The organism is Mycobacterium sp. IS-3022 (assembly GCF_001500065.1).
In the GTDB taxonomy this organism is placed as follows: domain Bacteria; phylum Actinomycetota; class Actinomycetes; order Mycobacteriales; family Mycobacteriaceae; genus Mycobacterium.
Genome location: NZ_LQIN01000001.1, coordinates 385,881 through 412,466, shown reverse-complemented (window position 1 = coordinate 412,466; position 26,586 = coordinate 385,881). Strand labels below are relative to the sequence as shown.

Annotated in this window: 25 protein-coding genes; 14 read left to right on the top strand and 11 right to left on the bottom strand. The window is 66.0% G+C overall.

Annotation, left to right across the window (positions count from 1 at the left end):
- Window positions 1-4 precede the first annotated feature (4 nt).
- Window positions 5-1,693 (bottom strand): acyl-CoA synthetase, encoded by a 1,689-nt coding sequence (locus tag AU188_RS01985; RefSeq protein WP_172799358.1) that lies wholly within the window; start codon window positions 1,691-1,693, stop codon window positions 5-7.
- Window positions 1,694-1,726: 33 nt separating this feature from the next.
- Between AU188_RS01985 and AU188_RS01980 the strand changes: the two genes are divergently transcribed.
- Both AU188_RS01980 and AU188_RS01975 read left to right on the top strand, forming a co-directional pair.
- Entirely contained in the window at window positions 1,727-2,527 is an 801-nt protein-coding gene (locus tag AU188_RS01980; RefSeq protein WP_059101577.1) for a crotonase/enoyl-CoA hydratase family protein, read from the top strand.
- Between the two features lie 136 nt (window positions 2,528-2,663).
- On the top strand, window positions 2,664-3,500 hold the full coding sequence (locus AU188_RS01975) for a type IV toxin-antitoxin system AbiEi family antitoxin (RefSeq protein ID WP_059162005.1): 837 nt from the start codon (window positions 2,664-2,666) through the stop codon (window positions 3,498-3,500).
- Window positions 3,501-3,558: 58 nt separating this feature from the next.
- On the opposite strand, the gene AU188_RS01970 is transcribed toward AU188_RS01975, so the two are convergent.
- Genes AU188_RS01970 through AU188_RS01960 form a run of 3 tightly spaced genes read right to left on the bottom strand, consistent with a single transcriptional unit; the run spans window position 3,559 to window position 6,543 of the window.
- Complete coding sequence (locus AU188_RS01970; protein WP_059162004.1) at window positions 3,559-4,752, bottom strand: cytochrome P450; 1,194 nt, start codon at window positions 4,750-4,752, stop codon at window positions 3,559-3,561.
- Window positions 4,749-5,468 (bottom strand): acetoacetate decarboxylase family protein, encoded by a 720-nt coding sequence (locus AU188_RS01965; protein WP_059162003.1) that lies wholly within the window; start codon window positions 5,466-5,468, stop codon window positions 4,749-4,751. The genes AU188_RS01970 and AU188_RS01965 overlap by 4 nt, the downstream gene beginning before the upstream one ends.
- 43 nt (window positions 5,469-5,511) lie before the next feature.
- Window positions 5,512-6,543: an LLM class F420-dependent oxidoreductase gene (locus AU188_RS01960; RefSeq protein ID WP_059162002.1), complete on the bottom strand. Its 1,032-nt coding sequence runs from the start codon at window positions 6,541-6,543 to the stop codon at window positions 5,512-5,514.
- Window positions 6,544-6,601: 58 nt separating this feature from the next.
- On the opposite strand from AU188_RS01960, the gene AU188_RS01955 reads away from it, so the two are divergent.
- From AU188_RS01955 to AU188_RS01935, 5 genes are read left to right on the top strand one after another with little or no spacing between them, the layout of a single operon-like run.
- Entirely contained in the window at window positions 6,602-7,615 is a 1,014-nt protein-coding gene (locus tag AU188_RS01955) for a Zn-ribbon domain-containing OB-fold protein (RefSeq protein WP_059162001.1), read from the top strand.
- A gap of 8 nt (window positions 7,616-7,623) precedes the next feature.
- Complete coding sequence (locus tag AU188_RS01950; RefSeq protein ID WP_172799377.1) at window positions 7,624-8,685, top strand: thiolase family protein; 1,062 nt, start codon at window positions 7,624-7,626, stop codon at window positions 8,683-8,685.
- Window positions 8,682-9,851 carry a thiolase family protein gene (locus tag AU188_RS01945; protein WP_059161999.1) on the top strand — a complete coding sequence of 390 codons (1,170 nt, stop codon included), beginning with the start codon at window positions 8,682-8,684 and terminating at the stop codon, window positions 9,849-9,851. Before AU188_RS01950 ends, AU188_RS01945 begins: the two co-directional genes overlap by 4 nt.
- The gene (locus AU188_RS01940) at window positions 9,848-10,726 is read left to right on the top strand and encodes a TIGR03619 family F420-dependent LLM class oxidoreductase (protein WP_059161998.1); all 879 of its coding nucleotides are present in this window, start codon (window positions 9,848-9,850) and stop codon (window positions 10,724-10,726) included. The genes AU188_RS01945 and AU188_RS01940 overlap by 4 nt, the downstream gene beginning before the upstream one ends.
- Before the next feature lie 3 nt (window positions 10,727-10,729).
- Window positions 10,730-11,146 (top strand): nuclear transport factor 2 family protein, encoded by a 417-nt coding sequence (locus AU188_RS01935; protein ID WP_059161997.1) that lies wholly within the window; start codon window positions 10,730-10,732, stop codon window positions 11,144-11,146.
- A 15-nt stretch (window positions 11,147-11,161) separates the two neighbouring features.
- Here the strand turns inward: AU188_RS01935 and AU188_RS25175 are convergent, their stop codons facing one another.
- Window positions 11,162-11,308, bottom strand: coding sequence for a hypothetical protein (locus tag AU188_RS25175; protein WP_156426534.1), 147 nt, complete (start codon window positions 11,306-11,308; stop codon window positions 11,162-11,164).
- Between the two features lie 552 nt (window positions 11,309-11,860).
- On the opposite strand from AU188_RS25175, the gene AU188_RS01925 reads away from it, so the two are divergent.
- The 3 genes from AU188_RS01925 to AU188_RS01915 are packed head-to-tail and all read left to right on the top strand — an operon-like array spanning window position 11,861 to window position 16,819.
- Complete coding sequence (locus AU188_RS01925; protein WP_059162272.1) at window positions 11,861-13,834, top strand: GMC family oxidoreductase; 1,974 nt, start codon at window positions 11,861-11,863, stop codon at window positions 13,832-13,834.
- Window positions 13,827-15,320: a long-chain-fatty-acid--CoA ligase gene (locus AU188_RS01920; RefSeq protein WP_059161995.1), complete on the top strand. Its 1,494-nt coding sequence runs from the start codon at window positions 13,827-13,829 to the stop codon at window positions 15,318-15,320. The genes AU188_RS01925 and AU188_RS01920 overlap by 8 nt, the downstream gene beginning before the upstream one ends.
- The gene (locus AU188_RS01915; RefSeq protein ID WP_059161994.1) at window positions 15,317-16,819 is read left to right on the top strand and encodes an aldehyde dehydrogenase family protein; all 1,503 of its coding nucleotides are present in this window, start codon (window positions 15,317-15,319) and stop codon (window positions 16,817-16,819) included. Before AU188_RS01920 ends, AU188_RS01915 begins: the two co-directional genes overlap by 4 nt.
- A 7-nt stretch (window positions 16,820-16,826) precedes the next feature.
- Here AU188_RS01915 and AU188_RS01910 read toward each other — a convergent pair whose 3' ends face one another.
- From AU188_RS01910 to AU188_RS01890, 5 genes are all read right to left on the bottom strand, one after another.
- Entirely contained in the window at window positions 16,827-18,008 is a 1,182-nt protein-coding gene (locus tag AU188_RS01910) for an acyl-CoA dehydrogenase family protein (RefSeq protein ID WP_156426533.1), read from the bottom strand.
- Window positions 18,005-18,820 carry a poly(3-hydroxyalkanoate) depolymerase gene (gene phaZ / locus AU188_RS01905; RefSeq protein WP_059161993.1) on the bottom strand — a complete coding sequence of 272 codons (816 nt, stop codon included), beginning with the start codon at window positions 18,818-18,820 and terminating at the stop codon, window positions 18,005-18,007. The genes AU188_RS01910 and phaZ overlap by 4 nt, the downstream gene beginning before the upstream one ends.
- Window positions 18,817-20,511, bottom strand: coding sequence for a PHA/PHB synthase family protein (locus tag AU188_RS01900; protein WP_059161992.1), 1,695 nt, complete (start codon window positions 20,509-20,511; stop codon window positions 18,817-18,819). Before AU188_RS01900 ends, phaZ begins: the two co-directional genes overlap by 4 nt.
- 83 nt (window positions 20,512-20,594) lie before the next feature.
- Window positions 20,595-21,863, bottom strand: coding sequence for a PucR family transcriptional regulator (locus tag AU188_RS01895; RefSeq protein ID WP_059161991.1), 1,269 nt, complete (start codon window positions 21,861-21,863; stop codon window positions 20,595-20,597).
- Window positions 21,864-21,868: 5 nt separating this feature from the next.
- Window positions 21,869-22,852 (bottom strand): MOSC domain-containing protein, encoded by a 984-nt coding sequence (locus tag AU188_RS01890; protein ID WP_059161990.1) that lies wholly within the window; start codon window positions 22,850-22,852, stop codon window positions 21,869-21,871.
- Between the two features lie 81 nt (window positions 22,853-22,933).
- Here AU188_RS01890 and AU188_RS01885 point away from each other — a divergent pair, with 81 nt between their 5' ends.
- Window positions 22,934-23,581, top strand: coding sequence for a hypothetical protein (locus AU188_RS01885; RefSeq protein WP_502687572.1), 648 nt, complete (start codon window positions 22,934-22,936; stop codon window positions 23,579-23,581).
- Between the two features lie 7 nt (window positions 23,582-23,588).
- On the opposite strand, the gene AU188_RS01880 is transcribed toward AU188_RS01885, so the two are convergent.
- The gene (locus AU188_RS01880) at window positions 23,589-24,122 is read right to left on the bottom strand and encodes a gamma carbonic anhydrase family protein (RefSeq protein WP_059161989.1); all 534 of its coding nucleotides are present in this window, start codon (window positions 24,120-24,122) and stop codon (window positions 23,589-23,591) included.
- Window positions 24,123-24,231: 109 nt separating this feature from the next.
- Between AU188_RS01880 and AU188_RS01875 the strand changes: the two genes are divergently transcribed.
- The 3 genes from AU188_RS01875 to AU188_RS01865 are packed head-to-tail and all read left to right on the top strand — an operon-like array spanning window position 24,232 to window position 26,573.
- Entirely contained in the window at window positions 24,232-25,398 is a 1,167-nt protein-coding gene (locus tag AU188_RS01875) for a 3-ketosteroid-9-alpha-monooxygenase, oxygenase component (RefSeq protein ID WP_059161988.1), read from the top strand.
- Complete coding sequence (locus AU188_RS01870) at window positions 25,395-25,883, top strand: hypothetical protein (protein ID WP_059161987.1); 489 nt, start codon at window positions 25,395-25,397, stop codon at window positions 25,881-25,883. Before AU188_RS01875 ends, AU188_RS01870 begins: the two co-directional genes overlap by 4 nt.
- Before the next feature lie 51 nt (window positions 25,884-25,934).
- The gene (locus AU188_RS01865) at window positions 25,935-26,573 is read left to right on the top strand and encodes a sensor domain-containing protein (RefSeq protein ID WP_059161986.1); all 639 of its coding nucleotides are present in this window, start codon (window positions 25,935-25,937) and stop codon (window positions 26,571-26,573) included.
- The last annotated feature ends 13 nt before the right edge of the window (window positions 26,574-26,586 follow it).

Genomic DNA, 26,586 nt, shown 5'->3' with positions numbered 1-26,586 from the left:
CGCGTCAGGACGCGGTCCCGACGTGGTTGGCGTGCGCATCGTCGGCGGCCCGTTCCTCGGTGATGTCCTTGGCCCACCGGTAATCCGGCTTACCGGCCGGCGTCCGGTGGATCTCGTCGACCCACCAGACCTTGCGGGGCACCTTGTATCCCGCGATCTCCTGGCGCACGAACGTGTCGAGGTCCGCGAGCGTCGGAGCGGTGCCGGGACGGCGATGCACCACGGCAGCGACACACTGGCCGTAGCGCTCGTCGGGCACCCCGACCACGAGCGCGTCGAACACGTCCGGGTGCCCCTTGAGCGCGGCCTCGACCTCCTCGGGGTAGATCTTCTCGCCGCCGCTGTTGATCGACTGCGAACCGCGGCCGAGCATCGTGACGGTACCGTCGGCTTCCACCTCGGCGTAGTCGCCGGGAATGGCATAGCGAATTCCGTTGAACGTCTTGAACGTCTCGGCCGTCTTCTTCTCGTCCTTGTAGTAGCCGACCGGGATGTTGCCCTTCTTCGCGATCATGCCGCGCACTCCCGAACCGGGCTTGACCTCGTTGCCGTCCTCGTCGAGCACGACGGTGCGGTGATCGATCGTCACCCGCGGTCCGCCGGTGTGCGACTGCCCCTTCGCCACGATGCTGGTTCCACCGAAGCCCGTTTCCGAGGAGCCGATCGAGTCGGTGATCACCCGGTTCGGCAGCAGTTCGAGGAACTTGTCCTTGATGCTGCTGGAGAACAGCGCCGCCGTGCTCGCGAGCAGGAACAGGCTCGACAGGTCCGGCTCTTGGCCGGAGTCGTGCAGTTTGGTCAGCGCATCCAGCAGCGGGCGGGCCATCGCGTCGCCGGTGAAGAACAGCAGGTTGACCTTGTGCTGCTCGATCGTCTGCCACACTTCGTCTGGGTCGAATTCCGGTGCCAGCACGGTCGTTTGGCCCGAGAACAGCGACATCCAGGTCGCCGACTGGGTGGCGCCGTGGATCATCGGCGGAATCGGGTAGCGGACCATCGGCGGGTTCTCGGCGGCGGCCTTGGCCAGGTCGTACTCGTCCTTGACGAACTCGCCCGTCGCGAAGTCGGTGCCGCCGAACAACACCCGGTAGATGTCTTCGTGGCGCCACATCACGCCCTTGGGGAAACCCGTGGTGCCACCGGTGTAGAGCAGGTAGATGTCGTCCGCGCTGCGCGGGCCGAAATCCCGCTCAGGCGAAGCCTGCTCGAGCGCGGAGTAGAACTCGACGCCGCCGTAGCGCTCGAAGTCGTCGTCCGACCCGTCCTCGACAGACAAGATCGTCTTGACGTTCGGCGTCTCCGGCAGCACGTTGGCGACGCGGTCGGCGTAACGGCGCTCGTGCACCAGCGCGACCATGTCGGAGTTCTCGAACAGATACTTCAGCTCGCCTTCGACGTAGCGGAAGTTGACGTTGACCAGGATGGCGCCGGCCTTCACGATGCCGACCATCGCGATCACGATCTCGATGCGGTTGCGGCAGTACAGCCCGACCTTGTCGTCCTTCTTTACGCCCCGGTCGATCAGGTAGTGGGCCAGGCGGTTGGCCTTGTCCTCCAACTCGGCGTAGGTGAGCTGGTCGTCGCCGCAGATCAGGGCGACGCGGTCTGGCACAGCATCGATGGCGTGCTCGGCGAGATCGGCAATGTTCAGGGCCACGGAACCTAAACTAGAACGTGTTACATTTTCATTCAAGTCTGTGGTGGATCAGGAGAGAGGCGGACACCTGTGAGTGAGCCGGCGAAGGGCCCCGACGCGCTCATTGAGCAGCGCGGACACACTTTGATCTTGACGCTGAACCGGCCCGAGGCGCGCAACGCGCTTTCCACCGAGATGCTCTCGATCATGGTCGAGGCCTGGGATCGCGTCGACAACGATCCGGAGATCCGCACGTGCATCCTCACCGGCGCCGGCGGCTACTTCTGCGCGGGTATGGACCTCAAGGCCGCGACGGCCAAGCCGCCCGGCGACTCGTTCAAGGACGGCAGCTACGACCCGTCACGCATCGACGGGCTGCTGAAGGGCCGTCGACTCAAGAAGCCGCTGATCGCCGCGGTGGAGGGACCGGCGATCGCGGGGGGCACCGAGATCCTGCAGGGCACCGACATCCGCGTCGCCGGCGAAAGCGCCAAGTTCGGCATCTCGGAGGCCAAATGGAGCCTCTACCCGATGGGCGGCTCCGCGGTGCGCCTGGTGCGTCAGATCCCTTACACGATCGCATGCGATCTGCTGCTGACCGGGCGTCATATCACCGCCGCCGAGGCGTTGGAGTACGGGTTGATCGGCTACGTGGTGCCCGACGGCACCGCGCTGGACAAGGCGCTGGAGATCGCCGAGGTGATCAACAACAACGGTCCGCTGGCCGTGCAGGCGATCCTCAAGACGATCCGCGAAACCGAGGGCATGCACGAGGAAGAGGCGTTCAAGCCCGATACCGCCAACGGCATCCCGGTGTTCTTGAGCGAGGACGCCAAGGAGGGCCCCCGGGCGTTCAAGGAGAAGCGGGCCCCGAACTTCAAGATGAAGTAGCGCACCGCCTGCCGCGCTACCGCCTGCCCGCCTGCCTCATCCGCGCCGAACGTGCGCTCAGTGCGGAATGTCGGCCGAATATTCACAGTGAGCGCACGTTGGGCGTGGTGTCGGTGGTTGACGGCACACTTCGGCCATGGGGGAACCATTCATCGGCAGTGAAGCGCTTGCTTCCGGTCGGCTGTCGACATACGCCTTGCGCAGTCGGTTCGCACGCCTTTTTCCGGACGTCTACGTGGAGCCGGACGATGAGGTCACTGCGATCACTCTGGCAAAAGCGGCATACCTGTGGTCGCGGCGGGCAGGGGTGATCGCGGGTCAGACTGCAGCCGCAATGCATGGCGCCAAGTGGGTCGACAACCGCCAACCAGCGGAACTTCTATGGCACAACCGGCGACCGGCCAAAGGCGTCCGTACCTGGTCCGACGAGTACGCCGATGACGAGGTCCAGATCATCGACGGAGTTCGCGTGACAACGCCCGCGCGCACGGCGCTCGACATCGCCCGCAGATATCCCCTTGGCAAGGCGGTCGCGGCGATCGACGCCCTGTGCCGCGCCACGCACCTGAAGGTGGCTGACCTCGAGCTCTTCGCCGACCGTTACCGGAGTCGACGTGGTATCCGCAACGCCCGCAGAGCAATTGCCCTCGTCGATCCGGGCGCAGAGTCGCCGAAGGAGACGTGGCTGCGATTACTCGTCATCCGCCACGGCTTTCCACGGCCCCAGACCCAGATACCGGTCTACAACGAATACGGTGTGCTCATCGCGGTCCTCGACATGGGATGGAAAGACCGGAAGCTAGCGCTTGACTACGAAGGCGAACACCACCGTGGTCCGGTTCGTTTCAACACCGACATTCGCCGCCACGACGAGGTCACCCGGCTGCGCTGGACGGACATCCGCGTCACGTCGCTGGACACCGAAGCGGTGATCATCAACCGCCTGACCGCAGCCTGGGCTCACCGAACGTGAAGCCACTGCGAATTTTTGGCCGATTTTCCGCGGTGAGCGCACGTTCGACGTAAGCGAACTACCCCACCGGCTTTGTCGGCGTGAACACCACCGGCATCTGCTCCAGGCCGGACACGAAGTTGGCGGGGCGCAAAGGTAATTCGTCGCCGGTAGCCAACCGAAGATCGGGCAGGCGCTGCAGCAGCTTGGTCTGCATGATGGACAGTTCGAGGCGGGCGAGTTGGTTGCCCAGGCAGAAATGTGTGCCGAACCCGAACGCCAGGTGGTTGTTCGGATAGCGCTCGATGTCGAACCGCTCCGGATCCTCGAACACGCTCTCGTCGAAGTTGGCCGACTCGAACAGCAGGATCATCTTCTCGCCCTCCTTGAGGGCGGTTCCGTGAAATTCGGTGTCAGCGGTGACGGTTCGCGCCATGTTCTTCACCGGCGCAGTCCAGCGCAGCATCTCCTCGATCGCGTTGGGCAGCAGCGTCAGGTCGTTGAGCAACTTCTGATGCTGGTCCGGATGACGCAACAGCTGCCGTGTCCCGCCTGAAAGGGTGTGACGGGTGGTCTCGTCGCCACCGATCAGCAGCAGCAGCACCTCGGTGACGATCTGGTGGTCCTCCAGCTTCGAGCCCTCGACCTCCGCGTGCACCAGGACGCTCACCAGATCGTCGGTCGGCTCGGACTTGCGCGCCTCGATCATGCCCATCATGTACTGGCTGTAAGCCGCGAACGCGTCCATCGTGATCTGGAATTTCTCGGGGTCCGCGGTGCTGCTGAGAAAACTGACCAGGTCGTCCGACCACTTGAGGAACATCTCGCGTTCCTCGGGGCGCACACCGAGCATGTCGCCGATGACGGCCATCGGCAGTGGCGCGGCGATGTCCCAGACGAAATCGCACTCGCCACGCTCGCAGACGTTGTCGATCAGCGTGTCGCACAGCGAACTGATCGACCCCTCAAGGTCTTTTACCCGCTTGCGGGTGAAGCCGGCGTTGACGAGCTTGCGCCGCAACAGATGCTGCGGATCGTCCATCTCGATCATCATTTCGACGCCCGGCTGATCCGGCCGGATACCGCCGGCGTTGGAGAACAGCTCCGGATTGCGCTCGGCTTCGATCACCGCGGCGTAGGTGGCGGCGGCGGCCAATCCGTTGCGGTCCCGGAACACCGGCTCGTTCTCCCGCATCCATTTGTAGACCGATCGAGAGTCCCCGGCGTAGAACGCGCCGTCGGTGAGATCGACGTCTGGTCTGGTGAGCGTCATGGCCGGACCTCCTGCGCGTCAGCGAACGACATCTCCACGTTGCCAGCTGAACTCGAGAACAACGCGCGTTTGGGGAAACCCAGCGAGGCGAGCTCCTTGGCGTAGGGATGTTCGCCCAACCGAACGTGCGCACCCCCGAGCCGGTAGCGCACATCGGACAACTTCATCTCCCCGACCGTCTTCCGCACCACCCCGTCGCGGTACGAGTACGTGGGGTGTGCCTGCGGCTTGGACGTGAACGCCGCCGGCGCCTTCAGCCCCGGCTTGAAATCCATGCCGACCGCGAACTGGCCGTCGATCGTCACGTCGAATCCGAACGTGTGGCCGTCGCGAATCGTGAAGTCGGACATGACCTTCGGGTAGCCCCAGATTTTCGTGCCCGCCTCGAGTGTGAACGCCTGGTCGACGGGCAGGTGGTGGATGAACGCGCCGGCGTCCTGCAACGCGCGCGGGCCAGAAGCCGAAGACCCAGGCGGGTTCACCATCACGTTGGTGCCGTACTCGTAGTACTGGCCGAGATCGCCGTCGACGTAGTGCATCAGCATCAGCACGACGACCGCGCGTCCCGGCAGGAAGCGACACACCTGCAGGCCGCTGTAGTCGATCATCCGTTGGGCGGCGTCGGCGTCCACCGAGAACATCGCCATGTGTTGCTGCGCCTTGCGGATCTTCACCGGCATGGTCAGGACGGTGCCCGCGATGGTGTGCTGACTCATCGCGTCAATCTAGAACGCGTTATAGACAACTAGCAAGAAGTGTCTACACAAGTCCGGCGAGGTCGCGGATCTGCTCGGGCGATCGCGCACCGACGACCATCATCGTGACGCCCGCGGCCTCCCACGCCTTGATCTGCTCCTGCACGTAGGAGAGGTCGCCGACGATCGCGGAGTCGTCGACCAACTCGTCGGGAATGATCTTGGCCGCCTCGTCTTTGCGATCGGACCGGAACAGCTTGGTGACGTCGTCGACGACCTCGGCGTACCCCATCCGGCGGTAGACGTCGGCGTGGAAGTTGGTGTCCTCGGCGCCCATTCCGCCCATGTACAGCGCCAGATGCGGCTTCATCAGTTCCATGATCTCCGCGCGGTCGTCGGTGACCACCACTTGCGCCGTCGCACAGATCTCGAAGTCCTCGCGGCTGCGGCGCGCGCCGGGTCGGGCGAAACCCTCGTCGAGCCACTCGTTGTACATGCTCGCGATGCGCGGCGAGTAGAAGATCGGCAACCAGCCGTCACAGATCTCGGCGGCCAGCGCGACGTTCTTGGGCCCCTCCGCGCCCAGCATGACCGGGATGTCCGCCCGCAGCGGATGCGTGATCGGTTTGAGGTTCTTACCCAAACCCGTGGTGCCCTCGCCGGTCAACGGCAGCGGATAGTGCGGGCCGTCGCTGCGCACCGGTGCCTCGCGCGCCCACACCTGGCGCAGGATGTCGATGTACTCGCGGGTGCGGGCCAGCGGCTTGGGGAACTTCGCGCCGTACCAGCCCTCGACCACCTGCGGACCGGACACGCCCAGGCCCAGGATGTGACGCCCGCCGGAGAGATGGTCGAGCGTCAGCGCCGCCATCGCACACGCAGTCGGCGTACGCGCCGACAACTGGATCACCGACGTGCCGAGCCGCATCCGCTTGGTCTCGCGGCCCCACCACGCCAGCGGCGTGTAGGCGTCCGACCCCCACGCCTCGGCGGTGAACACCGTGTCGAACCCCGCGTCCTCGGCCGCTGCCACCAGTTCGGCATGGTTTTCGGGCGGTTGGGCGCCCCAATAACCGAGTTGAAGACCTAGCTTCATTAGTTCGCCTCCGGACCCGTCCTTGAAACCATTCTTAGAACCTGTTCTACTCGATGCCGTGACCACCAGCCAAAGCAGCCCGGTGCAGATCGATCCCCATCAGCGGCCACTTTCGGCTCCGCTGAGGCTCTCATTCGACTACACCCGTTCAGTAGGGCCACTCCTGTCCCAGTTCTTCACCGCGCTGCGCAAACGGCGCATTGTCGGCGTCCGCGGTTCGGACGGGCGCGTGCACGTGCCACCTGCTGAGTTCGACCCCGTCACCTACGAACGATTGACCGAGATCGTACCGGTGAGCGGCGTCGGAACCGTGGTGTCGTGGACCTGGCAGTCGACCCCGCTGGAGGGCCAGCCGCTGGAGCGGCCGTTCGCGTGGGCGCTGATCAAGCTCGACGGGGCGGACACGCCGCTGCTGCACGCGGTCGACGCGGGTTCGTCGGACGCCATCAGCACCGGAACCCGGGTGCACGCACACTGGATCGACGAGCCCGTCGGCGCCATCACCGACATCGCGTACTTCGAGCTCGGGGACGCCGGGGACGACACAGCACCGGAGACCCCCACGGACGACCGCGACCCCGTCACGGTTCAGGTGACGCCGAGCAGCATCGAGATCCAGCACACCGCATCGTTCCCGGAGACCACGTTCCTCAAGGCTCTCGAAGAGGGCAAGCTGCTCGGCGCGCGCACCAAGAAAGGCCGCGACGGTAAACCCGGCAAGGTGTACTTCCCGCCGCGGGAGGCCGATCCGGCCACCGGCCTGGAACTCGACGAGTTCATCGAGCTGCCGGACAAGGGCACGGTGACGACGTTCGCGGTGATCAACATCCCGTTCGCCGGGCAGCGCATCAAGCCGCCCTACGTCGCGGCGTACGTGCTGCTCGACGGCGCCGACATCCCGTTTTTGCACCTGGTCACCGAGATCGACGCCGCCGAAGTCCGGATGGGCATGCGGGTCGAGGCGGTGTGGAAGCCCCGCGAGGAATGGGGCCTGGGCATCGACAACATCGACCACTTCCGGCCGACGGGTGAGCCCGACGCCGAATACGACACCTACAAGCACCACCTGTAAAGGGCTCGCTGACTATGACTGACATCGCTGTCGTCGGCTTTGCGCACGCGCCGCATGTGCGCCGCACCGACGGGACCACCAATGGCGTCGAGATGCTGATGCCGTGTTTTCACCAGCTCTACTCCGAACTCGGCCTGCAGCAGACCGACATCGGCTTCTGGTGCTCGGGCTCGTCGGATTACCTTGCCGGGCGGGCATTCTCGTTCATCTCGGCGATCGACTCTATCGGCGCGGTGCCACCGATCAATGAGTCGCACGTCGAGATGGACGCGGCGTGGGCACTGTACGAGGCCTACATCAAGCTGCTGACCGGCGAGGTGGACACCGCGCTGGTGTACGGCTTCGGCAAGTCCAGCGCCGGCACGTTGCGCCGCGTGCTCGCGCTGCAGACCGACCCCTACACCGTCGCGCCGCTGTGGCCGGACGCGGTGTCGATGGCCGGCCTGCAGGCGCGATTCGGGCTGGATGCCGGCAAGTGGACCGCCGAGCAGATGGCCCAGGTGGCCCTGGACTCGATGGCCGCCGCGGGTCGCACGGACAGCGAGAAGCCGGCCAAAAGCATCGACGAGCTGCTGTCCCGGCCGTACTTCGCAGATCCGTTGCGCCGCCATGACATCGCGCCCATCACCGACGGCGCGTCGGCGATCGTGCTGGCGGCCGGTGACCGGGCGCGCGAGCTGCGCGAGAACCCCGCGTGGATCACCGGATTCGAGCACCGCATCGAGACACCGGTGTTGGGCGCGCGAGACCTGACCGCCTCGCCGTCGACGGCGGCGTCGGCGCAGGCGGCGACGGGAGGCGATGCCGGTTCGATCGAAGTGGCCGAGATCTACGCCCCGTTCAGCCATCAGCACCTGATCCTCAAAGAGGCGATCGGCCTGGGCGAGAAGACGAAGATCAACCCGTCGGGTGGAGCGCTGGCGGCCAACCCGATGTTCTCTGCGGGCTTGGAGCGCATCGGCTTCGCCGCACAACACATCTTCAGCGGCTCGGCCCAGCGGGTGCTGGCACACGCGACTAGCGGCCCCGCCCTGCAGCAGAACCTCGTGGCCGTGATGGAGGGACGATGACCAAGCAACTCGCGGCGGTGCTGGGCACCGGGCAGACGAAGTACGTCGCCAAGCGTCAGGACGTGTCGATGAACGGCCTGGTGCGCGAGGCCATAGACCGGGCGCTCGCCGATGCGGGTGCGACGATGGACGACATCGACGCCGTGGTCGTCGGCAAGGCGCCCGACTTCTTCGAGGGCGTCATGATGCCCGAGCTGTTCATGGCCGACGCCGTCGGCGCGACGAACAAGCCGCTGATCCGCGTGCACACCGCCGGTTCGGTCGGCGGATCCACCGGTGTGGTCGCCGCGTCGCTGGTGCAGTCGGGCAAGTACCGGCGGGTGCTGGCGATGGCGTGGGAGAAGCAGTCGGAGTCGAACGCCATGTGGGCGTTGAGCATTCCGGTCCCGTTCACCAAACCCGTCGGCGCGGGTGCGGGTGGCTACTTCGCCCCGCACGTGCGTGCCTACATCCGCCGCTCCGGTGCGCCGAACCACATCGGCGCGATGGTCGCGGTCAAGGACCGGCTCAACGGCGCGAAGAACCCGTTGGCGCATCTGCACCAGCCGGACATCACGCTGGAGAAGGTGATGGCCTCCCAGATGCTGTGGGACCCGATCCGATTCGACGAGACCTGCCCGTCGTCCGACGGTGCGTGCGCGCTGGTGATCGGCAACGAAGAAATCGCGGACAAACGCGTCGCCCAGGGCAATCCCGTCGCATGGATCCACGCCACCGCGCTGCGCACCGAACCGCTCGCCTACTCGGGACGCGACCAGGTCAATCCGCAGGCCGGCCGCGACGCCGCCGCGGCGCTGTGGGAGGCGGCGGGTATCAAGAGCCCGATCGACGAGATCGACGTCGCCGAGATCTACGTGCCGTTCTCGTGGTTCGAGCCGATGTGGTTGGAGAACCTCGGCTTCGCGCCGGAGGGCGAAGGCTGGAAGCTCACCGAAGCCGGCGAGACCGCGATCGGCGGCCGCATCCCGCTCAACCCGTCCGGTGGTGTGCTGTCGTCGAATCCGATTGGCGCGTCGGGCATGATCCGGTTCGCCGAGGCGGCGATCCAGGTGATGGGCAAGGCGGGTGAGCACCAGGTCGACGGCGCCAGAAAGGCGCTCGGCCATGCCTACGGCGGCGGGTCGCAGTACTACTCGATGTGGGTGGTCGGGGCGGACAAGCCGTGAAGTACACCTGCAGCGTAGCGATGGGCCCGGTCGAGGAGCTCATCGAGATCGCCAAGACGGCAGAGGAAGTCGGGTTCGACGCGATCGCGCTGCCCGACTCGCTGTTCTACATGGAGAAACAGTCGACCGACTATCCGTACACGCCGGACGGCTCGCGGATGTGGAACGCGGACACCCCGTGGGTCGACCCGCTGATCGCCGCGGCCGCGATGGGTGCGGTGACGTCGACGCTGCGGTTCTACACCAATGTGCTCAAGCTCGGTTCGCGCAACCCGTTGCTGCTCGCGCGCCAGGTCGGCTCGGTGGCGAACCTGACCAACAACCGGTTCGGGTTCGGCGTCGGAATCGGCTGGGCGCCCGAGGAGTTCGAGTGGTGCGGGCAGCCGTACGCCAAGCGCGGCAAACGCGTCGACGAGATGATCGAGGTGATCAAGCTGGTGCTGGCCGGTGGCATGGTCGAGTTCCACGGCGAGTTCTACGATTTCGACAAGCTGCAGATGAGCCCGGCCCCGAGTAAGCCGGTGCCGTTCTACGTCGGCGGCCACACCGAGGTCGCACTCAAGCGTGCGGCGCGGGTCAGTGACGGTTGGACCAGCGCGATGATGACCGGCGACCAGTTGGCCGAGACCATCACCAAGCTCAAGGCGCTGCTCGCCGAATACGGTCGCGCCGACGCGCCGTTCGAGTATCAGGCGGTGTGCATCGACAAGTTCGGTGTCGACGGGCACCGCGAACTCGCCGAGGCGGGCGTCACCGACAACATCGTGATCCCGTGGGTCTTCGAAGGTCTGGGCTTCGACGCGCCCTTGAAGAAGAAGAGGGACGCGATGAAGCGCTTCGCAGATACCTACATCCACTCGGGCTGGCAGGACTGACCGATGACCGTCACCGATCCGAACGCGCCGGTTCACTTGGCGGGCAAGCGCTCTCGCGAGGCCGCCATCGCGCACGACAAGCAGGCGTGGCTGGACAACTTCGCCGACGACGCCGTCGTGGAGGATCCAATCGGCCCGTCGCACTTCGATCCGGAGGGCAAGGGCCACCGCGGTAAGGAAGCCATCGCGGCGTTCTACGACAAGGCGATCGCACCGAGTGAGCTGACGTTCAACTTCGAGCGGACCTACCAGTGCGGCAACGAGGAAGCCAACGTCGGCAACATCGTGATCCGGTCGGCCGGATACGAGGTGACGGCCGAGGGTGTGTTCACCTACCGCGTCGACGACGACGGCAAGATCGTCGCGCTGCGCGCGTACTGGGAACTCGACAAGGCCACGGCGAGCGCGCGAAAGATCTAGCTCAGGGGTTTGCGCTCAGTTGCCGGTGGGCAGCCCGATGTTCAACCCTTCGTCGGCAAGTTGGTCTCCGAGGAACTCGAATCTCTCCTTGATCGCCTCGTGGATGGTCACGAGGGTCCTCTCGGTGACGCGCAGCCAGTTCGGTGGCCTGTTCTTTTCCATCGACGCGGTGGCGGGGAAATGAGCTCGCAGGCCGGACGCAGCCGTCCTGCCGACTGAATCTGAAACCGACAGAGCCTCAAAACCGGGTGGAGCCAGCAAGGGGAACTCACACCGAACGCCGTCGACCGGGAACAGTGACCGGTCAGGCCGGCGGTTTGTTGCGCGGAGACAAGACCGTGTTGAGAGTTGGTCGGTTCGCGACATCGTCGATGGCCTGAGACCGGGATAACTTTTTCGACGAACCCAGCGCCGAGTCACAGATGTAACGCGAACCGGGGCGCCGGGCCGAATTCACCCCCCGATACCGATCCGTTCTGCGGAGAAATGGAAGTGAACCGTGACCTATTTCCAAGCCTTTCTCGTGTTCTTGATGGTCCTCTCTCCTGTGCTGCTTCCCGCAGTAATCACTCTGTGCCACACCATGATCGCCTGGCGGCGCGAGTCGTACGGCACATGGTCGTACGGCACATGGAAGCCGACCGCCCTCCGACAGAAGCAAGCCGCCGCCGCGGCGGCGTGACATCTGCCAAACTGATCTACGGAGAAGAAGTCGTGACCGCGCTTATCAGCCAGAACCACCGGACAACGCTACGTGCGCTCGCCGACACCGTCGTGCCGTCGATGCAGCGGTCCGAGGACCCTACTCGCTTCTGGGCACTTTCCGGCAGCGACCTGAACGCGAACCTCGCCGTCGAACAAGCACTGACCGGCTTGCCCGAGGAGCAGCGCGGGGGCTTGCTGGCTCTGCTCGACGGACTGCATGCGCAGGGGTTCGCCACCGCATCGCCGTCTGAACGTGAGCAGCTGATGCACGGTGTCGCCCTGTTGGGCGTCGAGGCCGCCGCGGCGATGAACGCGCTCGTCTCGCTGACGCTGGCGTTCGCCTACGCCGGTCCCGACCCCGCGACTGCGACGAACCCGATGTGGGCCGGCTTCGGCTACCCGGGCGCCCCGCCGATCGCGCCGGGCGGTGGCGATGCGCCCGCGCCGTTCGTTCCACAGGACCAGGTGGTCAACGCCGACGTCTGCGTCATCGGATCGGGCGCCGGCGGCGGCCTCATCGCGGGCAAGCTCGCGCAATCGGGCCTTTCGGTCGTCGTTCTCGAGGCAGGCGGCAACTTCAACGAACCCGATTTCGCCGGGCTCGAACTGCCCGCGTTCCAGCAACTGTTCTGGCGCGGCGGTCCCACCCCGACCGCGGACTTCAACGTCACCTTGCTGGCCGGCGGAACACTCGGCGGCGGACCCACCGTCAACTGGTCGAACTGCCTGCGCACGCCGGCAAAGGTCCGCGAGCAGTGGGCGCGCGAGTTCGGTCTCGACGGCGTCGACGGGCCCGAGTTCGACCGTCACATGGATGCGGTCTGGGCGCGGCTGGGTGTCAACGCCGACTGTTCGGATCTCAACGGCCCACACGAGCGCATGCGCGACGGCGCGGCGGCGCTCGGCTGGTCGTTCACCGGGCTCGACCGCAACGCCGACCCCGCGGCGTACTCCCCCGAAACCGCCGGCTACATCGGCCTCGGCGACCGCTCGGGCGCCAAGCTCGACGTTCGCCGCACCTACCTGCGCGACGCCGTAGACGCCGGCGCCCGGGTGATCGTGCGCTGCACCGCCGATCGAGTCCTCACCGCCAACGGTCGCGCGGCGGGTGTGCAGGCGACGTTCGTCCACCCCCACACCGGAGCGGACGTGAGCGTCGAGGTGCGTGCGCCGCGCGTCGTCGTGGCCTGTGGATCACTGGAGTCCCCGGCACTGCTGCTGCGTTCGGGCATCGGCGGCCCCGCGGTTGGGCGCTACCTGCACCTGCACCCGGTGGTCGCCACGCTGGCACTGCACGCCGAGCCGCAGCGGCCGTGGTGGGGCGCACCGATGACCGCGATGGTCGACGAGTTCGCCGACGCCGAGGACGACTACGGCTTCCTCATTCAGAACGCCCAGTGGGCCACTTCGATCGTGGCCGGTGGCATGGCGCGGTCCTCGGGTGAGGAACTCAAGGAGACGATGGCGCAGCTGGAGAACGCCGCCTGGTACGTCGGGATCCCGCGCGACCGCGGCCATGGCACCGTGACCGTCGACGCCGACGGCAACGCGGTCGTCAACTATGCGCTCACCGACGAGGTCGACGTGCGCATCGCGCACCGCTCGATCGAGGCTCAGATCCGACTGCACGCCGCGGCCGGCGCCCGGGAGGTCGTGCCGTTCGCCGCCACCGCCCGGCGCTGGCGTGCGGGCGACGACCTCGACGAGTTCATCGCCGAGATGCAGCGGCTTCCACTGGGTGTGGGCGGGCACCGGCTGTTCTCTGCACATCAGATGAGCAGCTGCCGCATGGGCACCGATCCCGCGACGTCGGTGGCGGATCCGTTGGGTGAGCTTCACGACACACCAGGTGTCTACATCGGTGACGCGAGCGCGCTGCCGACGGCCACGGGTGTGAACCCGATGATCTCGACGATGGCGATGGCGCACCGCACTGCGGAGACGATCAGCCAGTCCGCGCGGACAGCGGTCGCTCATGCCTAGCCGCGCCACTGCCAACCTCGCCCACAATCTGGTCGACGCCGCCCGCCGTCAGCCCGACAGCACAGCGCTGCGTCTCGACGAGATCGAAATGTCGTATCGCGATCTCGACGCTGCCAGCGCCCGCCTGGCCGGCCTGTTGGTCGCCCGCGGACTGCGGCCCGGTGATCGAGTCGGGGTCATGTTGCCCAACGTCTGCCACTTCGCCGTCGCCTACTACGGCGTGCTGCGCGCGGGCGGCGTCGTGGTCCCGATGAATGTCCTTCTGAAAGACCGCGAAACCGCCTTCTACCTGTCCGACCCACAGGCCAGATCGGTAATCGCATGGCACGAATTCGCATCGGCGGCTCAAGCCGGCGCGACAGCGGCGGGCGCCGAGTGCATCATCGTCGTGCCGGGCGAATTCGAAGACCTGATCGCGACGGCCACGCCCCTTGACGAGCCCGTTGCGCGCGACGACGACGACACCGCGGTGATCCTCTACACGTCGGGCACCACCGGTAAACCGAAGGGCGCCGAACTGACCCACGCCAATCTGCTTACCAATGTCGAGGTCGTGGCCCAGATGATGCAACTAGGCGCCGAAGACGTGATTCTCGGCGCACTGCCGCTGTTCCACGCCTTCGGCCAGACCGTCGGGCTGAACGCGGCCGTCGCCGCCGGCGCCTGCCTGACCTTGATCCCACGTTTCTCCCCGGAGAAGGCGCTAGCGATCATCGAACGTGACGGTGTCACGGTTTTCGAAGGCGTACCAACGATGTTCGCCGCGATGCTGCACTGCGAGGACCGCCCCGACACCGGAACGTTGCGACTCTGCGTCTCCGGCGGCGCCGCGATGCCTGTCGAAGTGATGCGCGGCTTCGAAGACGCCTTCGGCTGCATCGTGCTCGAGGGATACGGATTGAGCGAGACGTCGCCGGTGGCATCGTTCAACCACCCCGGCCGCGAGCGCAAGCCCGGATCCATCGGCACCCCGATCGCGGGCGTCGAGATGAAACTGCTCGAACCCAACGAGGACGGCGTCGGCGAGATCGCCATCCGCGGCCACAACGTGATGAAGGGCTACTGGAACCGCCCCGAGGCGACCACCGCGGCAATCGACACCGACGGCTGGTTCCACACCGGTGACCTGGGCCGCGTTGACGACGACGGCTACTACTTCATCGTCGATCGCTCGAAGGACATGATCATCCGCGGCGGCTACAACGTATATCCCCGCGAGATCGAGGAGGTCCTCTACGAGCATCCCGAAGTCCGCGAGGCCGCCGTCGTCGGCGTCCCCGACGACCTGCTCGGCGAAGAGGTCGGCGCCGCCATCGCTTTGGTGCCGGGAGCGCAAACCGATGCCGAGTCCATCCGAAGCTTCGTCAAGGAACGCGTGGCGGGTTACAAGTATCCCCGTCGGGTCTGGTTCGTCGACGAGCTGCCCAAGGGGCCCACCGGCAAGATCCTCAAGCGTGACATCGCAATTCCGGTGCAGGAACCATGACGGGGCAGGCGCCGGCGATTGCCGTCGAAAACCCGGCGACGGGCGAGGTGATCGGGCATGTAGCGGATATGACCGCTCAGCAGGTCAGTGAGCTGGCTCGTCGTGCCCGCGTCGCCCAGCCCGGCTGGGAGGCAATGGGGTTCGACGGCCGTGCACGAGTCCTGAAGCGGATGCAGCGGTGGGTGGCCGACAACGCCGATCTGGTGATCGACACCATCTGCTCAGAAACCGGCAAGGCGTACGAGGACGCTCAGATCGCCGAACTCTCCTACGGCGCAGCCGCATTCGGTTTCTGGGCCGACAAGGCGCCGAAGTACCTCGCCGACGAACGGATCCGGTCGTCAGCGATATTCGTCAAAGGCAAGCGCCTGGCCACCAGGTATCGGCCGGTCGGCCTCGTCGGAGTCATCGGCCCGTGGAACTACCCGCTGACCAACTCGTTCGGCGACTGCATACCCGCGCTCGCCGCAGGCAACAGCGTGATCCTCAAGCCCTCGGAGATCACACCGCTGACGTCACTGTTGCTCGCCGACGGCCTCGCCGAATGCGGCCTGCCCGAGGACGTGTTCGCCGTGGCGACCGGACGCGGCGCAACCGGCGCGGCCGTTCTCGACGAGGTCGACATGATCATGTTCACCGGATCGACGGCCACCGGCCGCAAGGTGGCGATGCGGGCCGCCGAACGGCTGATCCCCGCATCGCTGGAGCTCGGCGGCAAGGATCCGATGATCGTGCTCGCCGACGCCAACATCGAGCGCGCCGCCAACCACGCGGCCTACTACTCGATGTTCAACTGCGGCCAGACCTGCATCTCCATCGAGCGCTGCTACGTCGAGGCACCGATCTACGACGAGTTCGTCGCAAGCGTCACCGAGAAGGTGCGTGCGCTTCGGCAGGGCGTGCCCGCCGGACCCGGCAGCGTCGACGTCGGATCGCTGACCTTCCCGCCGCAGGTCGAGACCGTGGAACGCCACGTTTCTGAAGCGCAAGAGCGCGGCGCGAAGGTGCTCACCGGCGGCCACCGCGGACGCACCGGCGGCTATTGGTTCGAGCCGACGGTGCTTGTCGACGTCGACCACGGCATGGCGTGCATGCGGGAGGAGACGTTCGGACCGACGCTGCCGATCATGAACGTCGCCGACGCCGAGGAAGCGATCCGGCTGGCCAACGACTCCGAATACGGGCTGTCCGCAGCCGTGTTCTCCCGCAACCTCAAGCGTGGCGAAGCGGTGGCGCGGCGGCTCAACGCCGGCGCGGTCACCGTCAACGACGCGCTGATCAACTACACCGCGCTCGAGCTGCCGATGGGCGGCGCCAAGCCCGGTTCCGGAGTGGGCCACCGCCACGGTCCCGGCGGAATCCGCAAGTACTGTCGCCAGCAGTCCCTGCTCATCTCGCGGTTCAATCCCCGCCGCGACGTGCACATGCACCCCTACAAGGCCCGTCGGACACGGCTACTGGGACGGCTGCTGGCGATCCTGAACCGCGGAGCTTCCTGATCCGACCTCAGACAAACGCGCTCAGGCCCGTCAGCGCCCGGCCGACGATCAATGTGTTCATCTCTCGGGTGCCCTCGTAGGAATAGATCGCCTCGGCATCGGCCACGAATCGGCCCACGTTGTGCTCCAACAGGATTCCGTTTCCGCCCATGAGTTCGCGGGCCCAGCCGACAGTCTCACGCATACGGACCGTGCAGAAAGCCTTTGCCAGCGAGGAGTGACGATCCTCGGCCAGTCCCTCGTCCTGTAACTGGGACAGGCGCACGCACAGTCCATACGAAGAGGTGATGTTGCCGAGCATTCTGACCAGCAGATCCTGCACCAACTGGAACCCACCGATCGGCCGACCGAACTGCTCGCGTTCGCAGGCGTACCGCAGCGCGTTCTCATACGCGCCCATGGCGCAGCCGACCGCCATCCAGGCCACGCCGGCTCGGGTCATGCGCAGCACGGCGGCGGTGTCGGCGAACGAATTCGCGTTCTGCAGCCGGTCCGACTCGTCCACCGCTACGTCGTCCAGGGTGATCAGTCCGTTCTGCACGATCCGCAGCGCCATCTTGTGTTCCTGCTTCTCGGCGGTGAACCCGGGTGCGGTGTTGTCCACGACGAAGCCTTTGACCCGGTTGTCGGCGACGTCTTTGGCCCAGATGATCGTGAGATCTCCGAAGGTGGCGTTGCCGATCCATTTCTTCTGCCCGTTGAGTAGCCACGTGTCACCGTCACGCCTGGCGGTGGTCTGCAGCCCACCCGATGCGCCGGAACCGACATCGGGTTCGGTCAAGCCGAAGGAGCCGATCAACTCGAAGCGCGACATCGCGGGCAGGAAACGTTCGCGCTGTTCCTGTGAACCGCAGAGGTAGACGGACCCCATCGCCAAGCCGCTGTGCACACCGTTGAACGTCGCGATCGAGCAGTCGGTCCGCGCAAGCTCCATCGCGATCATCCCGTCGAGCAGGTAACGCCCACCCGGGCACCCGTAACCGCGGTATGGGATGCCGCCGATGCCCAGCTTGCTCAGGCCGGGGATCACCTCGGCCGGGAAGGTGCTCTTCGACCAGTGCTCCAGCACGATGGGCTGGACCTCGGTGGTCATGAACGCGCGCACCGCGTGCAGAATCGCGCGTTCGTCATCGGCGAGCAGGCTCTCGTAGGAGTAGAAGTCGGACGTGTCGATGGTGCTGATGCTCATGGTCGTTCCCCAGGGTCGCGCAAGAAAGCGGTGATCACGGGTGCCAACTCGGTGGCGTTGTGGACGAGGTCGATATGCCCTCCAGAATGGCTGTGCACGCGTGAATGCGGAAGCAAGCGGTCCATGATGCGCGCGTTCATCACCGGAATGATCGGGTCGTCTTCGCCCGCGACGATCAGCGTCTGCTGCCGGATTGCGGGCAGCGCGAAAAGGCTTGTCCAGACCGAGCCGGCCAGCAGTTGATGTAGGTAGCCCATCTTCGATCCGGCGTGCAGCTGCGCGAGGAACAGCTTCGCCACATCCTCGCCGTGCTGGCGCACCGTTCCGCCATACAGTTCGCCGGCAATCGATGCGGCATAGTCGGGATCCGAAAACCGCCGCGGCGTAAGCATCTTAACGAGTACCCGCGGATGACCCGGGACCATCAATGCGCCGGTACCGGTCGCCACCAGGACGAGGCGTCGGCATCGGCGCGGGTTCTGGAAGGCGAATTGCTGGGCCAGCGCGCCGCCCCACGACAGCCCGAGCACGTCGACCACCGAGAACCCGAGGCGGGTGAGCACGCGGCCCAGTATCCACGCCAGATACGGAAATCCATAGGGCGCAATGGATGTGGGAGAACCACCCGTGCCTGGGACGTCGAACCGGATGACGGTCAACGCGGGGTCCAGCGCTTCCACCAGCGGGTCGAGAACTTCCAGGCTGGCACCGATACCGTTACACAACACCAGCGGTACACCGGCGCCTTGCCGCACGGACACCCGGATTCGTTGGCCGCCGACGGCGATGTACCGCTGCTCGGCGGCCGTCATTTTTCCAGGACGTAACTACCGGGCGCCGGTGCGACGGGTGGGTAGCCCTCTGCCCCAACGCTTTGCGGCGCATCGATCTCGTCGCCGCTTCGCGCGGCAAGCCAGCTCACGTAGTCGGGCCACCAGGAGTCCTGGTGCTTCTCGGCCGACGCGAGCCAGTCCTCGGGTCGCTCCGGGCCAGCCTGCTCAACCTGGTAGGACGCCCTGGGGTTGCCCGGCGGGTTGACCAGAGCCGCGATGTGTCCGCTGGTGGACAGCACGTAGCGATTGTCCTTGCTGCCGAGTAGCCGCGCACTGCGGTAGGTGGCCTGCCATGGCGAGATGTGGTCGGCGACGCCGCCGATCACGTAGGCGTCGCAGGTGATCTTCGCCAGATCGACCGGGCTGCCCAGCATGCTTGTCGCCCCGGGCGTGACCAACGAGTTACGCAGACCCATCAGGACCATGTCGCGATGCAGGGCGGCAGCCATCCGGGTGGTGTCAGCGTTCCAGAACAACACGTCGAACGCCGCAGGGGGGCGGCCCTGCACATAGTTGTTCACCCAGTACCGCCACACGAGGTCGGTGGGGCGAAGCCAGGCGAACATCTCCGCCATGGCGCGTCCGTCGAGATAGCCCTTCCTCGCCGACGCCCGGGTCGCCGCCTGCGCCGCGCGGTCGCTCATGGCAGCCGCCGCGAAGCCGGCACGGCTCTGGTCGAGCACGGTGACCGCCAGCGTCAGGCTGGCGAGGCGGCTACTCTCGCCGATTTCGGCCAAGTGCGCAGCGACCATCGCGGCGAGGATGCCGCCCGAACAGGACGCTGAGATGTGCACGCTGTCCGTGTCCGCGATCTCCTGCACCGCGGTCATGGCCTCGACGATCGCGGCGCCGTAACTGTCGATACCCCAATCCTTGTGACGTGCTTGAGGATTGCGCCATGAAATGGCGAACACCTGTTGGCCTTGCTGCACGAAGTACTCGATCATGCTGCGTCCGGGCGCGATGTCCATGATGTAGAACTTGTTGATCACAGGCGGCACCATCAGCAATGGAATCCGACGAACCTTGGCGGTTTGCGGAGAATACTGAATCAACTCGAACATCCGGGTTCGCAACACCACCTCACCCGGGGTCGTCGCGACCGTCTCGCCCACCGTGAACGCGTCGGGTTCCACCATCGCCGGCACGCGGGGTTTGGCGAGCATGTCGCGCGCAAAGGCCTTCGCGCCGCGCAGCGCGGAGAGTCCTCCGGTGTCGATCAACGCCTTCCAACCGAGCGGACTGATCAAGGGGTTGTTGGTCGGCGCGAGTCCCTCGATGAGATTGTCGGCTACGAAACGCATCTTCTCCGCGTCACGCCAGTCGAGCTCGGCGTCGGTGAGCAGGTGTTCGGCTGTCTCGGATGCCGCGAGGTACGCCTGCATGGTGCGGCGCAGTAGCGGGTTGTGTTGCCACGCGTTGTCGCTGAAGCGCTTGTCGGACCGCGCCGGTGAGCGGTGGGATTTGCCGGCGACGATGGCCCCGAGTTCGCGGCCCAACGACGAGCCGCGCTCCAGCAGTGTGCCGGGGCGCTTGGCCAGGCCGGCGCCGAACCGTGCCCATGTCTGGTTCGGCATCATGCGGGCGGCGAATCCGCGCGTGGCGCTGGTGAGCAGGAGGTCGAGCGGTGCGGCGAGTTCTTCTGCTTTGGTCTCGGTAGCCATGGTCATCGACCGTATGGGGCTACCCAGCGCACAACGAAGTCCCGTTGCGACGAACTTCATGGGCTTTGTTGTCTCTGGGCAACAAAAGGTCAGTGCAGCACCGCCGCCTGCAGCCAGTGACAGAGCAGCAAGGCGAGTTCGACGTCCAGCCGGTCTTCGGCAATCGGCCGGCCTCGGCGCTGCTCGGCGCGCTGCACGCGATACTTCACCGAGTTGAAGTGCAAGTTCAGCTCACCGGCGGCCGCCTTGTAACTCGAGCCGGTCTGCAGGAAGACTCGCAGCGTCTCGCGTAGGCGTTCATCGTTCTCGGTGGCCGACGCGAGCGGACCGAGCACCTCGCCCACCCATGCGCGCGTCGCATCGATGTTCTGTCCGACCAAGGCCGCCGCGGACAGACCGGAATCGTTGTTGGCGACGATGCGCTTGGCATGCGCACCTGCTGCGATGGCCACCGCATGAGCGCCAAGGGCTTGGTCGTGCGAACGGCGGAATCCGTCAAGTCCCGGCAGCGGGTCGCCGATCGCGACCGACGGCGCCCGATCGTGTGACTCGGCGAATTCGCGCGTATGCGCCACCGCCTGCTGGGCGGCCTTGGCGGTCAACGGAATCCAGCCCCAGCCGGTGACCCTGTCCGCGGCGATGAACATCGGGCGGCCTTGACTTCCAAGGGAGTCACCGAGTGCACGGACGAACCGCTCCATCTGGACCAGCTCGTCGCCGTGGTCGGCCTCGGTGCACCAGACCACCACGGCCAGATGCAGCCGTCGCAGCGGATATCCGATAGCGGTGCTCATCGCGTCGACGTCAAGGGCGTCGGCATCGAGCAGTTCGCGAACCCGCAATGCGCGGGTGCTGTTCTGGTTTTCCAGCCAGCGATCCCGCTCGCTCTGGTAGGCGGCGATCACCTGCTGGGAGATCCAGTCGATGTATTTGAAGGTGGTCGCGGTGATCTGCTCGAACACGTCGAGGCCGCGTCGTGGATCCAAGTCGGAGTGCCGGATGTCATCGAGCACGATGTTCAACACGGTCTGCTGGCCGAGTCGGTAGGCGCGCACCAAGGGATTCGCCGATTTGCCGCGCTGGGCCAGGCGTCGCGCATATTCCAGCGCCGCGGTCGGCGGCTCCACGTTCTCGATCGGGATGTTGTGGCGGATCGCCGAGAAGACGGTGTCGATGTTCTGCTCGGTGCTGTCATAGAGAAGTTCCAGCAGCTGCCCTTCGTCGCGCAGCTCTGATATCTCTGCGATCAGGTACTGCTGAACCGTTTGAGTTACCTCGCCCAGCCGGTCGTTCAACCGCGCGACGACAGTCGCCGCCGACTCGGCGACGGCGGTCGCGTCCACGTCGCGCTCCGTCATCGGAGTCACTTTCGCGACAAGCGATCCGCTGCCGCGGTCGCCAACCCGAACGTCAACCGCTTCGCGCGCCGGGTCGCGTCGGCGAGGAGCCGCTGTGGCCTCGCCGCCGAGCGCAGGTCGGCCGTATCACCCACCCGGACAACGCCGTCGCTGTGCACCCAGCAGTACACGCCGAGGCAACGCTCGTGCTGCGCGACCGCCCGGGTGACGCGGCGGTCGACCTCCAGGCCGGGCTGCGCGCGGCTCGGCACGACACAGCGGATCGTCGGCATGGTGACCTCGAGCACCGCGCCGCCCACCGTCAGGTGCCCTCCTGTCCAGCGTGATTCGGGCAGTGCGTCGTCCGGATCGTCGAGGGTCAGAAGGACGTTCGGCCGGAACCGGCGTACGTCGACGTCGGCGCCCACCTCCCCGCCGATCGTCGCAAGGCTGGTCTGGCTGATCACATGCACCGGCGCCAGGTCGACGAACATCCCCGGCGGCGTCGAGTAGCGGGCCAGCATGGCCAGATCCGACATCCGGAACATCGAGACATCCGGGAACCCCTCGTCGTCGGTGATGCCGAAGTCCTGCCGGTAGGCCGCGATCGAGATGTTGTCGCGCTCGTGCTTGCTCAGCCGATGCAGGCTGGTGTCCTCGACCGGCGGCAGTGCGGTCAGCCGGACCTCGCGGCCGGCCACTTCGGACAGCTTCGAATGCACACCGGCGTCATTGCTCGACATGACGGTGCCGTCGGGAAAGGTGATCTCGACCTCGGGCACGTTGCCGGGCCCTGCATCGGCCGCGAGCGGAGCGGCGTACCGGGCGGTGGCGGTCAACAGCGCCGGGATGCGCCTGGCCGACGCGGTGACGTCGCGTTCGAGGTCCCGCACGGCCCACAACCGGTCGCCGTGCAGCCCCCGCGGTCCGATCTCGATGCTGTCGACCTGCTCGCCACCCAGCGACTTCACCGGATACCGCCAGAGGGCCGCGACGTTGCCGATCGTCATCTGATCACCGTAACGCCCCGCGCCGGTACGTTGGGTGTTTGACCGATTGTTCAGCAACGAACGTCAAGAAGCGAAGATCGAATGCCTGCAAACCCCCGTATTCCATATCGGAAGTCTTTGTCCGCCATTGCTTTCGCGACACTGGTATGCGCTGCGGGGGCCGGCTGTGAATCATCGGGGCCGGCACCCGACGGCGGTGCTCCGCGCCTGCCCGCGTTCACGACCTCACAGGCGCAGCCGACCCCGACCACCGGCGACGCGGCGCCCGAGGACGGCGACTACAGCGGTTTGCTGCTTCGCCCAGAAGACCTCAGCGACGCCGAGGACACCTTCGCGGTGCGCTCGACAACCCCCGGCGGTCCCGACGGGTTGCCGGGCGCAAGCGCGCTCTTCGTCAACCAGGACGACACCCGGGCGATCTCCGACGCCATCGTGATCTATCCCGACGCCGCGACAGCGACCACCACGTTGCGTGAGGCCCTGCCGACGATCGGCACGGTCGTCGCCGGGGCGACTCCGCGACCGGTCCCGGTCGGCACCGACGGCACCATGGCCGTCGGCATGTCGCCCGACGGCACCAAGGCGGCCACGCTGCTGCTGTTCACGCAAGGTTCTGCGCTGGTGCGTCTGGAATTCGAGAGCGCGCCGGGCGACGCGACCACCGACGAGTTCGTCATCAACATCGGAAAGATGCAGCAGATCGCGCTGCGGACCGGGCTCAGCCGGTAGCAGTGACTCAGTCCTCGTCGACGCGCTTCAGGGACGCCGAATACCTGCGGGCCAACTCCTGGTAAGCGCCGGGATTGGTGTTCACCCACATCTCCGCTCCGGTCCCCGCGATCGGACCGCGCACCTTCGCGGGCGACCCCGTCACCAGGACTTCGTCGGGGATTTTCGTGCCACCGATGACCAGCGAGTGTGCTGCTATCAGGCTGCGCTTTCCGATGACCGCGCCGTCGAGCACCGTGCAGTGGTTGGCGAGCACCGCTTGCGCGCCGATGTGTGCTCCGTGCACCACGCACGCGTGTGCGACCGTCGCGCCGGGCCCCACGTCGACGGGTATCCCCGGCGGTGCGTGCAATGCGCAGCCGTCCTGCACGTTGGCGCCCTCACGGATCACGATCGGCGCGAAATCGGCGCGGAGCACTGCGTTGAACCACACCGACGCGCCGGCCTCCACGTGGACGTCACCCACCAGCGTCGCAGTGGGCGCGATGAACGCGTCCGGATCGATCGTCGGAGCGCGGCCCTCGAAGGAGTACAACGGCATCGTTTGGTTATACCGCTGGATATACCGCAGGTAGAGGCGTTTGGATTGCGCGCCGCGCGGGAAAAACTGTAACGTGTTCTAGTTAGAGACACATAACGGGAGGCCCACCGTGACTACCGACAGTGCGGGAATTCGCGAGATCGACACCGGCGCTCTGCCCGACCGGTACGCCCGGGGCTGGCACTGCCTGGGCCCGGTGGAAAGCTACCTGGACGGCAAGCCGCACGGGGTCGAGATCTTCGGCACCATGCTGGTGGTCTTCGCGGACTCGCACGGCGACGTGAAAGTGCTCGACGGGTACTGCCGCCACATGGGCGGAAACCTCGCTCAGGGGACGATCAAGGGCGATGAGGTGGCGTGCCCGTTCCACGACTGGCGCTGGGGCGGCGACGGCAAATGCAAGCTGGTGCCCTACGCCAAGCGCACACCACGACTGGCGCGCACCCGTGCCTGGCATACCGACGTGCGCGGCGGCCTGCTGTTCGTCTGGCACGACCATGAGGGCAACCCGCCGCAGCCCGAGGTCCGGATCCCCGAGATTCCGGAGGTCGAGAGCGACGAGTGGACCGACTGGAAGTGGAACTCGATCCTGATCGAGAACGCCAACTGCCGGGAGATCATCGACAACGTCACCGACATGGCGCATTTCTTCTACATCCACTACGGGTTGCCGACGTACTTCAAGAACGTCTTCGAGGGCCATATCGCCTCGCAGTACCTGCACAACGTCGGCCGGCCCGACATCAGCGACATGGGCACCACGTACGGTGAGGCGCATCTGGACTCCGAGGCGTCGTACTTCGGTCCGTCGTTCATGATCAACTGGCTGCACAACAACTACGGCGGTTACAAGGCCGAGTCGATCCTGATCAACTGCCACTACCCCGTCACCCAGAACTCGTTCATGCTGCAGTGGGGCGTCATCGTCGAGAAGCCCAAGGGCCTCGACGAGGAGATGACCGAGAAACTGGCCAACACGTTCACCGAGGGCGTCAGCAAGGGCTTCTTGCAGGACGTCGAGATCTGGAAGCACAAGACCCGCATCGACAACCCGCTGCTGGTCGAGGAAGACGGCGCGGTCTATCAGATGCGGCGCTGGTATCAGCAGTTCTACGTCGACGTCGCCGACGTCACGCCGGATATGACCGACCGCTTCGAGATCGAGGTCGACACCACGGCGGCCAACGAGAAGTGGCACGTCGAGGTCGAGGAGAACCTCAAGCGGCAGGCCGAACAGAAAGACGAGAAGGAAAAGGCCGACCAAGCGAGCTCATGACTCCGCGCCGAGATGCTCCCGACTCCGGCCAGATCGTCGGCCCCGCCGACGTCGACCGGCTGGCCCGGGCGATGTTGTTGCTGCACGGCGCCCATGACGACGACGATCACGACCACGGCCACGGTGGGGAGCCGAGGCCCGGAAGCACGTGGAAGGCACCGCCTTTCAGCGCGGACCGCGCGGCGGCCCTGAGGGAGGCCACGCAACGCGACCGTGAACGCTATCTCAAGTCCGGCCTGGTGTCGGTTGACTGCCGGTTCTGCCACGTCTCGGTGGACGTCAAGAAGCTCGGGGCGGCTCACACGTCGGTGCAGTGGAACGCCGAAGCGTCGCAGCGCTGCGCGTACTTCAACGAGATTCGGCAATCCGGCGGTGACCCGGCCCGCGCCAAGGCCTGTCCGAGGCTCGCCGACAGCATCAAGCACGCCGTCGCCGAAGGGTGTCTCGAGGAGATGTCGTCGGCCCCCTCCCCCGGTGACGGCTAGCGATATCTCGCGCTAGCCCCCTTCTCGCGAGAAGACGTAAAGTGCCCTGAAATGCGCCAATTTTGGGTCACTTTCTGTCTGCTCGCGATGAGTGTCGCGGCCTGCACGCGCGTGGTGGACAGCCCGCAACCGAGGGCCGAGCCGCCGGTCGCGCCGATCACCGCGGGACAGGTCGGCGACCTGCTGAGTTCGAAGGTCTCCAAGGCCGACGGCAACCTGTTCGTTTCCGTCGAACCCCAGGACTGCGCGGGGTTGGCGCGTGAGGTCGACCCGCCGTTCATCGCCGATCACAATCCAGCCGCGTACGACGGCGGCCACTGGTACGTCGACCAGCCGGAGACATACATCGAAGAGATGGTCGCCGTGTATCGGGCAGACTTCGACGCCGGAGCCGCATTGGATGCAGCGCGCCAGTCCATCGAATCATGCCGGGGTAAGACGTTTCTGGTGACGAGCATGAGCGAGCGCGAGTACGCCTTCCAGCTTCTTCCGCCGGTCGAATCCGATTCCCCCGAGATCCTGTTGTGGTCGTTCAAGGGCGACGACTGGGCATGTGACAGCGCATTCGTCGCCGCGCACAACGCGGCCGTCGAGATATCGACGTGCGGCCCCGCCAACGGCTACGACGTGCGTTCACTGGCCGACGGTGCGCTGGAGCGGATTGAGAAGCTTGCGAACACCACGGCTTGATCGGAGATCAGAC

Bases quoted from the DNA above. Each gene is read 5' to 3' on its own strand.
- AU188_RS01975 (WP_059162005.1), top strand. From the start codon at position 2,664: ATGGGGGAACCATTCATCGGCAGTGAAGCGCTTGCTTCCGGTCGGCTG.
- AU188_RS01865 (WP_059161986.1), top strand. From the start codon at position 25,935: ATGCGCCAATTTTGGGTCACTTTCTGTCTGCTCGCGATGAGTGTCGCG.
- AU188_RS01945 (WP_059161999.1), top strand. From the start codon at position 8,682: ATGACCAAGCAACTCGCGGCGGTGCTGGGCACCGGGCAGACGAAGTAC.
- AU188_RS01890 (WP_059161990.1), bottom strand. From the start codon at position 22,852: ATGACGATCGGCAACGTCGCGGCCCTCTGGCGGTATCCGGTGAAGTCG.
- AU188_RS25175 (WP_156426534.1), bottom strand. From the start codon at position 11,308: ATGGAAAAGAACAGGCCACCGAACTGGCTGCGCGTCACCGAGAGGACC.
- AU188_RS01900 (WP_059161992.1), bottom strand. From the start codon at position 20,511: ATGACCATGGCTACCGAGACCAAAGCAGAAGAACTCGCCGCACCGCTC.
- AU188_RS01910 (WP_156426533.1), bottom strand. From the start codon at position 18,008: ATGAGCATCAGCACCATCGACACGTCCGACTTCTACTCCTACGAGAGC.
- AU188_RS01915 (WP_059161994.1), top strand. From the start codon at position 15,317: ATGACGGGGCAGGCGCCGGCGATTGCCGTCGAAAACCCGGCGACGGGC.
- phaZ (WP_059161993.1), bottom strand. From the start codon at position 18,820: ATGACGGCCGCCGAGCAGCGGTACATCGCCGTCGGCGGCCAACGAATC.
- AU188_RS01880 (WP_059161989.1), bottom strand. From the start codon at position 24,122: ATGCCGTTGTACTCCTTCGAGGGCCGCGCTCCGACGATCGATCCGGAC.
- AU188_RS01870 (WP_059161987.1), top strand. From the start codon at position 25,395: ATGACTCCGCGCCGAGATGCTCCCGACTCCGGCCAGATCGTCGGCCCC.
- AU188_RS01935 (WP_059161997.1), top strand. From the start codon at position 10,730: ATGACCGTCACCGATCCGAACGCGCCGGTTCACTTGGCGGGCAAGCGC.
- AU188_RS01970 (WP_059162004.1), bottom strand. From the start codon at position 4,752: ATGACGCTCACCAGACCAGACGTCGATCTCACCGACGGCGCGTTCTAC.
- AU188_RS01895 (WP_059161991.1), bottom strand. From the start codon at position 21,863: ATGACGGAGCGCGACGTGGACGCGACCGCCGTCGCCGAGTCGGCGGCG.
- AU188_RS01965 (WP_059162003.1), bottom strand. From the start codon at position 5,468: ATGAGTCAGCACACCATCGCGGGCACCGTCCTGACCATGCCGGTGAAG.
- AU188_RS01920 (WP_059161995.1), top strand. From the start codon at position 13,827: ATGCCTAGCCGCGCCACTGCCAACCTCGCCCACAATCTGGTCGACGCC.
- AU188_RS01960 (WP_059162002.1), bottom strand. From the start codon at position 6,543: ATGAAGCTAGGTCTTCAACTCGGTTATTGGGGCGCCCAACCGCCCGAA.
- AU188_RS01885 (WP_502687572.1), top strand. From the start codon at position 22,934: ATGCCTGCAAACCCCCGTATTCCATATCGGAAGTCTTTGTCCGCCATT.